The sequence below is a fragment of the Streptomyces sp. NPDC050617 genome (assembly GCF_040654795.1).
Taxonomy (GTDB): Bacteria; Actinomycetota; Actinomycetes; order Streptomycetales; family Streptomycetaceae; genus Streptomyces.
Genome location: NZ_JBFAIS010000004.1, coordinates 317,567 through 329,510 on the forward strand (window position 1 = coordinate 317,567; position 11,944 = coordinate 329,510).

The 11,944-nt window shown below is 74.8% G+C and carries 10 protein-coding genes and 1 riboswitch; of the genes, 2 read left to right on the forward strand and 8 right to left on the reverse strand.

The features are described 5' to 3' along the window. Positions 1 to 15 precede the first annotated feature (15 nt). The 6 genes from AB0I49_RS08240 to AB0I49_RS08265 all read right to left on the reverse strand — a co-directional run bounded on the left by AB0I49_RS08240 (position 16) and on the right by AB0I49_RS08265 (position 7,152). Complete coding sequence (locus tag AB0I49_RS08240) at positions 16 to 1,299, reverse strand: bifunctional 3,4-dihydroxy-2-butanone-4-phosphate synthase/GTP cyclohydrolase II (RefSeq protein ID WP_363226010.1); 1,284 nt, start codon at positions 1,297 to 1,299, stop codon at positions 16 to 18. After that, positions 1,296 to 1,952, reverse strand: a complete 657-nt coding sequence (locus AB0I49_RS08245; RefSeq protein ID WP_363226011.1) for a nicotinamide mononucleotide transporter family protein — start codon at positions 1,950 to 1,952, stop codon at positions 1,296 to 1,298. The genes AB0I49_RS08240 and AB0I49_RS08245 overlap by 4 nt, the downstream gene beginning before the upstream one ends. Then, complete coding sequence (locus AB0I49_RS08250; RefSeq protein WP_363226012.1) at positions 1,949 to 2,554, reverse strand: riboflavin synthase; 606 nt, start codon at positions 2,552 to 2,554, stop codon at positions 1,949 to 1,951. Before AB0I49_RS08250 ends, AB0I49_RS08245 begins: the two co-directional genes overlap by 4 nt. A gap of 9 nt (positions 2,555 to 2,563) precedes the next feature. After that, positions 2,564 to 3,694 (reverse strand): bifunctional diaminohydroxyphosphoribosylaminopyrimidine deaminase/5-amino-6-(5-phosphoribosylamino)uracil reductase RibD, encoded by a 1,131-nt coding sequence (gene ribD, locus AB0I49_RS08255; protein ID WP_363226075.1) that lies wholly within the window; start codon positions 3,692 to 3,694, stop codon positions 2,564 to 2,566. Between the two features lie 184 nt (positions 3,695 to 3,878). Further along, a riboswitch (FMN riboswitch) is annotated at positions 3,879 to 4,009 on the reverse strand. A 71-nt stretch (positions 4,010 to 4,080) separates the two neighbouring features. Further along, positions 4,081 to 5,592: a UDP-N-acetylmuramoyl-L-alanyl-D-glutamate--2,6-diaminopimelate ligase gene (locus AB0I49_RS08260; protein WP_363226013.1), complete on the reverse strand. Its 1,512-nt coding sequence runs from the start codon at positions 5,590 to 5,592 to the stop codon at positions 4,081 to 4,083. Between the two features lie 351 nt (positions 5,593 to 5,943). Further along, positions 5,944 to 7,152, reverse strand: coding sequence for an ROK family transcriptional regulator (locus AB0I49_RS08265; RefSeq protein WP_363226014.1), 1,209 nt, complete (start codon positions 7,150 to 7,152; stop codon positions 5,944 to 5,946). A 169-nt stretch (positions 7,153 to 7,321) separates the two neighbouring features. Here AB0I49_RS08265 and AB0I49_RS08270 point away from each other — a divergent pair, with 169 nt between their 5' ends. After that, positions 7,322 to 8,515, forward strand: a complete 1,194-nt coding sequence (locus tag AB0I49_RS08270) for an MFS transporter (protein ID WP_363226015.1) — start codon at positions 7,322 to 7,324, stop codon at positions 8,513 to 8,515. A 99-nt stretch (positions 8,516 to 8,614) separates the two neighbouring features. On the opposite strand, the gene AB0I49_RS08275 is transcribed toward AB0I49_RS08270, so the two are convergent. Then, positions 8,615 to 8,926, reverse strand: a complete 312-nt coding sequence (locus tag AB0I49_RS08275) for a hypothetical protein (RefSeq protein WP_363226016.1) — start codon at positions 8,924 to 8,926, stop codon at positions 8,615 to 8,617. Between the two features lie 172 nt (positions 8,927 to 9,098). Next, positions 9,099 to 10,484, reverse strand: a complete 1,386-nt coding sequence (locus AB0I49_RS08280) for a solute carrier family 23 protein (RefSeq protein ID WP_363226017.1) — start codon at positions 10,482 to 10,484, stop codon at positions 9,099 to 9,101. Between the two features lie 750 nt (positions 10,485 to 11,234). Between AB0I49_RS08280 and AB0I49_RS08285 the strand changes: the two genes are divergently transcribed. After that, positions 11,235 to 11,924, forward strand: a complete 690-nt coding sequence (locus tag AB0I49_RS08285) for a DUF5995 family protein (protein WP_363226018.1) — start codon at positions 11,235 to 11,237, stop codon at positions 11,922 to 11,924. The last annotated feature ends 20 nt before the right edge of the window (positions 11,925 to 11,944 follow it).

Below are 11,944 nucleotides of genomic sequence, written 5' to 3' on the forward strand. Positions count from 1 at the left end.
GGGTACGGGTCGGTCCTACTGGTTGCCGCAGGCGGAGGCGCGCTCGGCGTCCAGCCACGGCAGGTCGTGCCCCATCCGGTCCCGCTTGGTGCGCAGGTAGCGGAGGTTGTGCTCCTGGGCCTGTACGGGCATGGGCTCGCGGCCGGTGACCCGCAGGCCGTGCCGGACGAGGGCGGCGACCTTGTCGGGGTTGTTGGTCATCAGCCGCAGGCTGCGTACGCCGAGGTCGGCGAGGATCTGCGCGCCGGCCGCGTAGTCGCGGGCGTCGGCGGGCAGGCCCAGCTCCAGGTTGGCGTCGAGCGTGTCGCGGCCGCGCTCCTGGAGCTCGTACGCGCGCAGCTTGGACAGCAGGCCGATGCCGCGGCCCTCGTGGCCGCGGAGGTAGAGGACGACGCCGCGGCCCTCGGCGGCGACGCGCTCCAGGGAGGCGTGCAGCTGCGGGCCGCAGTCGCAGCGCTGCGAGCCGAAGATGTCGCCGGTCAGGCACTCGGAGTGGACCCGGACCAGGAGGTCCTCGCCGTCCCCGATGTCGCCGTTGACCAGCGCGATGTGCTCGACGCCGTCGACGGTGGAGCGGTAGCCGTACGCGCGGAAGTCGCCGAAGGCGGTGGGCAGCCGGGTGGCGGCCTCGCGGCGGACGGTGGGCTCGGCGGAGCGGCGGTAGGCGACGAGGTCCTCGATGGAGATGATCGCGAGGCCGTGCTTGCGGGCGAAGGGGACCAGCTCGGGCAGGCGCAGCATGGCGCCGTCCTCGCCCGCGATCTCCACGATGGCGGCGGCCGGGCGCAGCCCGGCGAGGCGGGCGAGGTCGACGCCGGCCTCGGTGTGGCCGGGCCGGACCAGGACGCCGCCGGGGCGGGCGCGCAGCGGGAAGACGTGGCCGGGGCGGACGAAGTCGCCGGGTTCGGAGCCCGCGTCGGCCAGCAGCCGGATGGTGGTGGCGCGGTCGGCCGCGGAGATGCCGGTGGTGACGGCGTGCGCGGCGCTCGCGTCGACGGAGACGGTGAAGGCGGTGCTCATCGACTCGGTGTTGCGGGCGACCATCTGCGGCAGGTCGAGCCGGTCGAGGGCGCTCGCCTCCATGGGCGCGCAGATCAGGCCGCGGCACTCGCTCATCATGAAGGCGACGAGCTCGGGGGTGGCCTTCTCGGCGGCGATGACGAGGTCGCCCTCGTTCTCGCGGCTCTCGTCGTCGACCACGACGACGGGGCGGCCGGCGGCGATGTCGCTGATCGCGCGCTCGACGGGGTCGAGGGTGAGGTCCTCTTCGGCTCCGTACCAACTGTGCGGTGCGGTCATGCCGCCGCTCCTTCCGGGATGGGCTGCTGGGTGGTCGTGCGGGACCGCAGCCACCAGTCGCGCAGGCCCCACAGGACGAGGCCGAGGTAGACGACGTAGACGAGGCCGGCGAAGGCGAGGCCGCTGGTGAAGGCCAGCGGGACGCCGACCAGGTCGACCAGGAGCCAGGCGAACCAGAATTCGACGAGGCCGCGGGCCTGGGCGACCATCGCGGTGAGGGTGCCGACGAAGATGTACGCGTCGGGCCAGGGGTTCCAGGACAGTTCGGGGACGGCGGCGAAGAGCGCGCCGACGGCGGCGGTGCCCGCGGCCGTGCCGGCGGCCAGCAGTCCGCGCTCGCGCCAGGTGGCGAAGCGGACGGCGATGGAGCCGTCCTGCGCGTCGCGCCGGCCGCGCTGCCACAGCCGCCAGCCCCACAGGGCGACGCCGATGACCAGGAGCTGCTTGCCGACGCCGCCGGACAGGTGGGCGTAGGCGTAGGCGGAGACGAGGACGATGCCGGAGAGCAGTTGGGCCGGCCAGGTCCAGATGGAGCGCCGCCAGCCGAGGGCGAGGGCGATCAGTCCGATGGTGTTGCCGATCATGTCGGACCAGATGACGTGCTGGCCGAGGACGGCGAACGCCTCGCCGTTCAGCCAACCGATGGCAGTCACTTGGCGGTCTCCGTACGGTCGCCCAGCAGCCGCTCCACGTACTTGGCGATGACGTCGACCTCAAGGTTGACGCGGTCCCCGGGCTGCTTGATGCCGAGGGTGGTCATGGCGAGGGTGGTGGGGATGAGGCTGATGGTGAAGTAGTCGGGGCCCGCGTCGACGACGGTGAGGCTGACGCCGTCGACGGTGATGGAGCCCTTCTCCACGACGTAGCGGGTGAGGTCGGCGGGGAGGGAGATCCGGACGGTGTCCCAGTTCTCGGAGTGTTCGCGGTGGGTGATGGTGCCGGTGCCGTCGACATGGCCCTGGACGAGATGGCCGCCGAGCCGGCCGCCGAGCTCCATCGGGCGTTCGAGGTTGACGCGGGAGCCGACGGCGAGGTCGGCGAGGCTGGAGCGCTTCAGCGTCTCGGCCATCACGTCGGCGGTGAACTCGCCGTCGCCCCGCGCGACGACGGTGAGGCAGACGCCGTTGACGGCGATCGAGTCGCCGTGGCGGGCGCCCTCGGTGACGGCTGGGCCGCGCAAACTGAAGCGGGAGGCGTCGCCGAGCTCCTCGACGGCGGTGACCTCACCCAGTTCTTCGACGATTCCGGTGAACACGTGACTCTCCTAGCGGGCGGGGTGCGGGGCGGCGGCGCGGCCGGGGGCGGCGGGGCCCGCTCCGGCGGCGGCGTGCTGGACGCGGGGGACGGCGGTGACGCGCAGATCGGGGCCGAGGCGGTGGATCTCGCTCACGTCGAGGCGCAACGCCTGCGAGATCGTGCCGATTCCGGCGTCCGTGAGCACGGCGGGCCCGGCGCCGAGCAGGGCGGGGGCGAGATAGCCGACGACCTTGTCGACGGCGTTGGCGGCGAGGAAGGCGCCGGCGAGGGTGGCGCCGCCCTCCAGCAGGACGGAGCGCACGCCGCGGCCGTACACCTCGGCGAGCAGGGCGTGGATGTCCAGGCCGCGGCCGCCGGCGGCGCGCGGCAGGCGCACGACGGGCGCGAGCCCGTCGAGGTGGGCGGTGGCGGCGTCCTCGGCGACGGCGATGAGGGTGGGCGCGGCGCCGTCCAGGACCCGGGCGCCGGGCCGCACGGCGGTGGCGGCGGTGTCGACGACGACCCGCAGCGGCTGGCTGACCTCGGTGTCCGGCAGCCGCGCCGAGAGCTGCGGGTCGTCCGTACGGGCGGTGCCGGAGCCGACGATCACGGCGTCGGCCTCGGCGCGCAGCCGGTGCACGTCGGCTCGGGACTCGGGCGAGGTGATCCAGCGGCTGGTGCCGTCGGCGGCGGCGGTGCGGCCGTCGAGGGTGGCCGCGTACTTCCACAGCACGAAGGGGCGGTGGCGCAGGACCGAGGTCAGCCATGCCTCGTTGCCGGCCGCGGCCTCGTCGGCGAGCAGGCCGCCCTCGACGTCGACGCCCGCGTCCGCGAGGGTGCGGGCGCCGCCGGTCGCGGCGGGGGTGGGGTCGGCGACGGCGTAGACGACGCGGGCGATCCCGGCGTCCAGGAGGGCCTGGGCGCAGGGGCCGGTGCGGCCGGTGTGGTTGCACGGTTCGAGGGTGACGACGGCGGTGCCGCCGCGGGCCCGCTCCCCCGCCGCGCGCAGCGCGACGACCTCGGCGTGCGGGCCGCCCGCGTGGGCGTGCCAGCCCTCTCCCGCGCCGCGGCCCCGGTCGTCGAGGACGACGCAGCCGACGACGGGGTTGGGGCTGGTGGCGCCGAGGGCGCGGGCGGCGAGCTCGATGGCGCGGCGCATGGCGTCGCGTTCCCCGAGGGGCGCTGCGGCTGGGGTGGCCACCGGGTCCTCCTGCCTGGTCAGGCACGGACTCCGGGGCTGTCGGAACGACGAAAACGGACCACGCGACGGCTACGCGGACGCCGGGATACAGGTCGCCCAGGGGAGGACGAGCCGTCGGCGACGGCGTACCGAAACGAGCCCGCCGCGCACTGCCTCCCATCCGGACTTTAACCGTCGGTCCAGGAGTTTCACCTGGTCAACCGGCCGCTGGAGGCGACCGGGTCGCGGACTGTAACCGCCGGTTCGGACTTTCACCGACCCCGGAGTGCGCTTGCGTATATCAGTACGGGTCCAGTCTGCCACGTCTGATCGAAGGGCATGCGAGCGAACTGTTGTGCACTGGGTCACACGCCGCGGGGCCGGGCGCCGGCCCTCGGCGTCCGGCTGGGCTCGGCGAGCTCGCGGACGACGTCCATGTCGTCGAAGGGGATCAGGTCGTCGCCGATGCTCTGATAGGGCTCGCTGCCCTTCCCCGCGACGAGGACGGTGTCGCCGGGCTGGGCCATGGCCAGCGCGAAGCGGATCGCGCGCCGCCGGTCGGCGAACCGCTCGAAGGGGGTGCCGGTCGGCCTGACGCCGGCCTCCACGTGGTCGAGGATCGTCTCCGGGTTCTCCGTGCGCGGGTTGTCCGAGGTGAGGACGCACAGGTCGGAGAGGCGGCCGGCGATCGCGCCCATGGCGGCGCGCTTGGTGGTGTCCCGGTCGCCGCCGCAGCCGAAGACGGTGATGATCCGGGCGGCGGCGAAGCCCCGGAGCGTGGTGAGGACCTTCTCCAGCGAGTCCGGGGAGTGCGCGTAGTCCACGATCACCGAGGTGCCGTCCCGGGTGTCGTACCGCTCGAACCGGCCCGGTATGGGCGGCAGCCGGTCGAGCGTGCCGACCAGCGCTTCGAGGCTGTGGCCGAGCTGGTGGCAGGCGGCGACGGCGGCCAGCGCGTTGGAGACCGAGAAGCGGCCGGGGAAGGGGATGGCCGCCGGGTGCTTCTGGCCGTCGTAGTGGAGGGTGAAGCGGCTGCCGGAGGCGCCCACGGAGAGGTCGCTCGCCCGGTAGTCGGCCTCGGCGTCGATGGCGTAGGTGACCGACGCGTCGGGCATCAGCGCCCGGATCTCGGCGCCGACCGGGTCGTCGGCGTTGACGACCGCGCGTCGGCAGAGCCCCTGGAAGAGCCGGAGCTTGGCCTTCTTGTACCGCTCCATGGTGCCGTGGTCGTCGAGATGGTCCTGGGTGAGGTTGGTGAACACCCCGACGTCGACGAACGTACGGTCCATCCGGTGGGTGAACAGCCCCATGGAGGTGGCCTCCAGCACCACGCTGGAGGCCCCGCGATCGCGCATCCGCCCGAGCAGGTACTGGAGTTCCGGGGCCTCCGGCGTGGTCAGGACCGACCTCGGCATCGGGATCGGCTCGCCGCCGACCCGGCTGCCCGAGGTGCCGATGACGCCCACCCGCGCGCCCTCGGCGAGCCGCAGAATCGATTCGGCCATGTACGAGACCGAGGTCTTGCCGTTGGTGCCGGTGATCGCCACCAGGTCCATGCCCCGGCCCGGTTCGCCGTGGTAGCGGGAGGCCACGACGGGGGCCGCGACGCGGGCGTCCGGCACCCGCACCACGCACACGCCGTCGCCCGCCCCCTCGGGCGCCGGGGCCTCGCCGTCGATCAGCACGGCCACCGCGCCCCGCGCCAGCGCCCGTCCGATCGCCCCGGGCCCGCCGTCCGCGTGGCCGCGGACCGCGATGTAGAGCGAGCCGGGCGCCGAGCGGTCCGCGTCGAAGGTCATGCCTCCGGTGACCGCGGTGTTCGGGTCGCCCTGGAGGACCTGGTGCTCGTGCCCGTCCAGCAGTTCGCTCAACTTCACAACTGTCCCCATTCGAAGTGCGATCGCGGCACGCCGGGCGCGGCCTCGGCGGGCGGGCGTGCGGCGTTCCGGGCATCGCGGTGGTGGGCCTTGGGAAGGCGAGCGGACCCCACGGGGCGGGGAGATCTGCGGACGAGCCCGGAGCCGGGGCGGCAGAGGACCGCTGCCTGCGGCGGCGCGAAGCACTCCGGTGAGCGTCCGTTCGGCATCGGAGCCGGGACCGCCGGGGGCCGGAGCGGGAGCGGCATTCGTGTCCGCAGGCCGTCGGGGACGGCAAGGACCGACCCGACGCCATGTGAGCATACATCGGGTCATCGGTTCACTACGCCCCTCGCACCGCCCGGACCGCGGTCAACGAGCCGGCGAGAACAGCGCGTCGTGGGCGGCGTCCATCGCGGTCAGGACGGCCCCCCGGAGCACCGCCGAGCCGCCCACGGCCGTGGGCCGCACCTCGGTGCGCAGCGGGGACATCCCGGCGAGGCGCCGCTCGACGCGGCCGGCGAGGGCCGCGCCGCCCGCCCGGCCGCTCTCGCCGCCGAGGACGACGCAGCCCGGGTCCAGTACGGCGCACAGGGCGGCGGCGCCGAGGACGACGCGGTCGGCGAGCGCGTCGAGGAAGGCTGCGCCCCGCTCCCCCGCGCCGGCCGCGGCGCGTACCGCCGCCTCCGCCGCGGCGGCCCCGTCCGGCGGCCCGGCCACGTCCGGGACGGGGGCGAAGCCGTGTTCGCGGGCCAGGGCGCAGACGGCCGCGCTGCCCGCGAGGGAGTGGAAGCCGCCGTCGCAGGCGGTCGCCGACGGCAGGGCCGCGGTGCCGGGTACCGGCAGAAAGCCGATCTCGCCGGTGCCGCCGGACGCGCCGCGGTGGAGCCTGCCGCCCAGGACGACGGCCGCGCCGGTGCCGTGCCCGAGCCAGAGCAGGACGAAGGTGTCCCGGTCGCGGACCGCGCCGAGGCGCTGTTCGGCGACGGCGGCGAGGTTGACCTCGTTCTCCAGCAGCACGGGGACGGCCAGCCGTTCGCGCAGGGCGGCGGAGAGCCGGCCGTGCCAGCGCGGCAGGCCGCCGGTGGGCGAGAGCGCGCCGGTGGCCGGGTCGATGAGGCCCGGCGCGCCGACCCCGACGGTGTGCAGGCGGGTGGCGCCGGCCTCCGCGGCGGTACGGGCCACCAGCTCGACGGCGTCCAGCAGGACGCCCGTCGGGCGCGGGCCCGTACCCGCCTCCGGGTCGACGGGCAGCGACGCCTCGGCGAGCGGCCGGCCGAGCAGGTCGGCGACGCGGACGGTGACGCTGTGGGCGCGGACGTCGAGGGCGGCCAGGTGCGCGCGGTCGGCGACGAGCCCGTACAGCCGGGCGTTGGGGCCGCGGCGCTCGGCGCCCGCCTCGCCGACGACCGCGATCAGGCCCGCCTCGCGGAGCCGTTCGACGAGGTCGGCGACGGTCGGCCGGGCGAGCCCGGTGCGGTCCCTGAGCTGGCCCGCGGTCAAGGGGCCCTCGTCGCGGAGGAGTTCGAGTGCGATGCGGTCGTTGATGGCGCGGGCCGTGCTCGGGGTCGCGGTGCGCATGCCGGGTTCCTCGCAGACGCTGGGTGAGGCGCTGGGTGAAGGCGCTGGGTGAAAGCACTCAGGCCAGCGCTATTTAACAGGCAGGGTTCCTGATAGTTTATCGCTCCGAATGGACGGGGCAGGACGGGAGGAGGGCGGAGCGGCGGCCCTTCGGGGAGGACATGGGGGCATGGCCAAGGGCACGGATCCGCAACTGCGCCGGGGGCGCGTCGCCATCTCGGCGGTCTTCGCCGTGCACGGCGCGGTCACCGGCAATTTCGCCACCCGGGTCCCCTGGATCCAGGAGCACCTGGGGATCAGCTCGGGCCTGCTCGGGCTGGCGCTCGCCTTCCCCGCGATCGGCGCGTCGTGCGCGATGCCGCTCGCGGGCCGGATATCCCACCGCTTCGGCTCCCGGACCGCGCTGCGCGGGCTGCTCGGCCTGTGGTGCGCGGCGCTCGCGCTGCCCGCCGTCGCCCCGGGCCTGGTCGGGCTGTGCGCGGTCCTGTTCGTCTACGGCGCCACGGCCGGTGCGGCGGACGTCGCGATGAACGCGCTGGGCGTGGAGACCGAGGAGCGGCTCGGCCGCTCGATCATGTCCGGGCTGCACGGCATGTGGAGCGCGGGCGCCCTCCTCGGCTCGGCGGCGGGCGCCCTCGCCGCGCGCTCCGACGTGGACGCCCGGCTGCATCTGGCCGTCGCGGCGGGCGCCCTCGTGGCGCTGGGCGCGCTCGCCTGCCGGTGGGTCCTCGATCTGCGCGGCGCGGCCGAGGAGCACCCGCCGCCGCGGTTCGCGCTGCCGCCGCGCTCCGCGCTGGTCATCGGCGCCGTCGGGTTCTGCGCGGTCTTCGCGGAGGGCGCGAGCCTGGACTGGTCGGCGGTCTATCTGCGGGACGTGATGGACTCCGACGCGGGCCTGGCCGCCGCCTGCACCACGGCCTTCTCCTGCACGATGGCCGCGTCCCGGTTCGCGGGCGACGCGGTGGTGCGCCGCTTCGGGCCCGTACGGACCGTACGGGCGAGCGGCGTGCTGGCGACGGCGGGCGGGCTGCTGGTGGTCCTCGCGGACGGTCCGGCGCCCGCCATCGCGGGGTTCGGGCTGATCGGGCTGGGCATCGCGGTCGTCGTGCCGCTGGCCTTCGCGGCCGCGGCGCGCAGCGGCCCGGCGCCCAGCCAGGCCATCGCGGGCGTCGCGACGATCACCTACACCTCGGGGCTCATCGCCCCGGCGGCCATCGGCCAGATCGCCAACGCGACGTCGCTCACGGTCTCCTTCGGCCTGGTCACGGCGCTCGCGTTCGGGCTGATAGCGGGCGCGGGCGTGCTGCGCGGCGCGCGCCACGAGGCGGCCGGGGCGCCGTCCACGGCGGGCGGGCGCACCTGACCGGGGGCCGCCGGGAGCACGGCCGCGGGCCGTACCCCGCTCCCCTTGACGGAGTGCGCGGTACGGCCCGTGGTCTGCCGACAGATCAGCGGCCGAGCGTCAGATGCCCCAGCCGTGGACCGGGTAGCCGCCGCCACCGTGGTGGTGGTGCCCGCCCCAGCGGTAGTCGTCACAGCCCCAGCCGTTGCTGTTGCCCCAGCGGCCGCTGTGGCCCCACAGGGCGTTGTCCCAGCCGTTGTTCCAGCTGTTGCCCCAGCCGCGGGCGGGCAGGTCGTGGTAGCTGCCGTAGGAGTAGCAGTTGTTGTGGTGGTGGTGACCGCCGTTGTGGGCCTGGGCCACGCCGGACATGGGGACGACGACGGCGCCCGCCAGGATCGTGGCGGCCGCGGCGCGACCGATGAACTTCAGCATCTTGCGTCTCCTGTTGCGCAGGAAGAATGTGACACCGAACGCTTATCGCGCCGCGGCGCCCCACGGTTCCCGGCTCGACGCCAGTGCATTCGATGGGGTGGCCGCGATTGAGCCGGTTGCAGCAGCTCAGCGGGTGCGGCCGCCGGGCTTGCGGCATAGTGCGGAAGCCCGCTCAGTCCCGTCCGCCGGCCGCGCGGTCGTACTCGGTGGTCCCGCCGTCCAGCAGGGAGGGCCGGCGCCCGGCGGCGGCGCGGGAGAGCCAGCGCAGCGCGTGGTACCCGGTGAGGACGATCAGGGTGCCCAGCGCGATGCCGCTGAGCTCGAAGTTGTCGGTGAACTTCAGGGTGACGCCGCCGATGCCGATGATGATGCCGGCCGCCGCGGGCACGAGGTTGAGCGGCTGCGAGAAGTCCACCTTGTTCCGCACCCAGATCTGCGCGCCGAGCAGGCCGATCATGCCGTACAGGATCACGGTGATGCCGCCGAGCACGCCGCCGGGGATCGCGGCGACGACCGCGCCGAACTTGGGGCACAGCCCGAAGAGGAGGGCGAAGCAGGCGGCGGCGGAGTAGGCGGCCGTCGAGTAGACGCGGGTGGCCGCCATGACGCCGATGTTCTCCGCGTACGTGGTGGTGGCCGGGCCGCCCACCGCCGTGGAGAGCATCGTCGCCGTGCCGTCCGCGATGATGGCCGTCCCCATCTTGTCGTCCAGGGCGTCGCCGGTCATCTCGCCGACGGCCTTGACGTGCCCGGCGTTCTCCGCGATCAGCGCCACCAGCACGGGCAGCGCCACCAGGATCGCCGACCACTGGAAGTTGGGGGCGTGGAAGGTGGGGACGCCGATCCAGTCGGCCTGGGCCACGCCGGAGAAGTCGATGCGCCAGTGGTCGACGACCTTGCCGGCGCCGTCCGCCGAGTGGATCTGCCCCAGCGCCGCGTCGAGGACCCAGGAGAGCACGTAGCCGAAGACCAGCCCGAGGAAGATCGCGACACGGCCCCAGAAGCCGCGGAGCACGACCAGGGCCAGCCCGGTGAAGAGCATGGTGGCCAGCGCCGTCCACTGGTCCTGCGGCCAGTAGGTGGAGGCGACGACGGGGGCCAGGCCGAATCCGATCAGCATGACGACCGCGCCGGTCACCGCCGGGGGCAGCACGGCGTGGATGACCCGCGCCCCCAGGAAGTGCACGGCGATGCCGCACCCGGCCAGGCAGGCGCCGACCACGAGCATGGCGCCGGTCAGGGTGCCCGCGTCCCCGCCCTGGCCCGCGATGACCGCGGAGACGCCGACGAAGGAGAGCGAGGAGCCCAGGTAGCTGGGGATGCGGCCGCGGGTCATCAGGAGGAACAGCACCGTCGCCACGCCGGAGGCCATCAGCGCCAGACCGGGGTCCAGGCCCATGAGCACCGGGGCGACGAAGCACGCGCCGATCATCGACACGACGTGCTGGGCGCCGAGCCCGACCGTCCTGCCCCACGTCAGCCGCTCGCCGGGCCTGACCACCTCGTCGGGTCCCAGGTGTTTGCCGTCGCCGTGCAGCTTCCACCCGAAGCCCGCCATGATCACGCTCCACATCTGTGCCGCCCTGCACGCCACAGAGCCGAAGTGATTAATAGCTGATCACTTCGACGGGGACAAACCGAACCGGAAGGGGTATTCGAGTGGATTCGCTCAGTGACGAAAACGCCGTACGGCCGGACTCGCTCCGGCGCCTTCCGCCGCTGCCGGGCGGCCCGGCCGGGGATCATCCGGAACGGTCGGGTCCGTACCCCGCGCACGCCATGTGCCCGCTCTCCGTCCGCGCACACCCTGTTGCTCGCGTCACACGCGGCCGACGCTGCGTCATACCCCTTCGGCCCGGACGCGGCTGAAGGGGCCGGTCCCCGCCCGGAGCGCGTACGGGCGGGCGGCCCGCGGGGCCGCGTGCGACCGGCATGGGCACGCGGCCGGTACGGGCCCGGTGGGCGGCCGGGTCCGAGTCGGCGCCTCCGTCGGCCTCCCCGCCGGAGGCGCCGCCGCACCCGCCCCGGTCACCGCTGACACCGGGGGCAGCGGTGGCCGCACGGCCGGCCGGGACGGCCAGACGGGACAGCCGGCCGGGACAGCCGGGCGGGGCGGCCCGCCGGTACAGCCCGGCGGGAGAGCCGGTGAGGACGCCGCACGCGGGCACGGGACGCGCGAAACGGTCCGATCTGCGCAGCGGACTGGGGCGGGACGCCGCGCGCTGGCACGGGAGGCGCGGTTCATCCGTTCCGGTCATCCGCCGCCCGGCGCCCGGCGCGCCCGATACGCCCCTGTCACGCTGAGCGCATGACGACGACGCAGTCGCAGTGGGCCCAGACCGATGTCGACGGCGTGCTGGCGCGCATGCGGGCGCTGGACGCCGAACTGCCGCCGGGCGACGGCGTGGCCGTCTTCAACCGGGTGTACCTGTCGGTCACCGCGGAGATCGACCGGCGGATCACCGCCGGGCACTTCGGGGACCGGGACGCGGCCGCGGAGCTGGACGCCCGGTTCGCCGGGCGGTATCTGGCGGCCGTGGACGCGGCCGCGGCCGGGCGGCGGGCCCCCGCCTGCTGGCGGCCGCTGTTCCAGCTGCGGCGCCACCCGGCCGTACGGCCCCTCCAGTTCGCGCTGGCCGGCATCAACGCGCACATCGGACACGATCTGGCGCTCGCCCTCGTCGACACCTGCCGGGCCCGGCGCGTCGAACCGGCCGCGTTGGAGGGCGACTTCGACCGGATCGGCGATCTTCTCGTGGGGATGGAGGAGATGATCCGCGAGGAGCTGATGCCCGGCCCCGACCTGCTGGACGTGGCCGATCCGCTGACGCATCTGGTGGGCTCGTGGAGCCTGCAGGCGGCGCGGGAGGCGGCGTGGTCGGCGTTCCGCGCGCTGTGGGCCGTACGCGCGCTCGGCGACGTCGCCGAGGAGCTGGCGGAGCGGATCGACGCGAGCGTCGGCCTGGTCGGCCGCTGCCTGCTGACGCCGCTGACCTGACGCCCGCCATGGAAGCGGGC

What these genes read in the sequence shown, in the direction of transcription:
- AB0I49_RS08270 (WP_363226015.1), top strand. Translation starts at nt 7,322, where the DNA reads ATGGCCAAGGGCACGGATCCGCAACTGCGCCGGGGGCGCGTCGCCATC.
- AB0I49_RS08275 (WP_363226016.1), bottom strand. Translation starts at nt 8,926, where the DNA reads ATGCTGAAGTTCATCGGTCGCGCCGCGGCCGCCACGATCCTGGCGGGC.
- AB0I49_RS08280 (WP_363226017.1), bottom strand. Translation starts at nt 10,484, where the DNA reads ATGGCGGGCTTCGGGTGGAAGCTGCACGGCGACGGCAAACACCTGGGA.
- AB0I49_RS08265 (WP_363226014.1), bottom strand. Translation starts at nt 7,152, where the DNA reads ATGCGCACCGCGACCCCGAGCACGGCCCGCGCCATCAACGACCGCATC.
- ribD (WP_363226075.1), bottom strand. Translation starts at nt 3,694, where the DNA reads ATGCGCCGCGCCATCGAGCTCGCCGCCCGCGCCCTCGGCGCCACCAGC.
- AB0I49_RS08285 (WP_363226018.1), top strand. Translation starts at nt 11,235, where the DNA reads ATGACGACGACGCAGTCGCAGTGGGCCCAGACCGATGTCGACGGCGTG.
- AB0I49_RS08240 (WP_363226010.1), bottom strand. Translation starts at nt 1,299, where the DNA reads ATGACCGCACCGCACAGTTGGTACGGAGCCGAAGAGGACCTCACCCTC.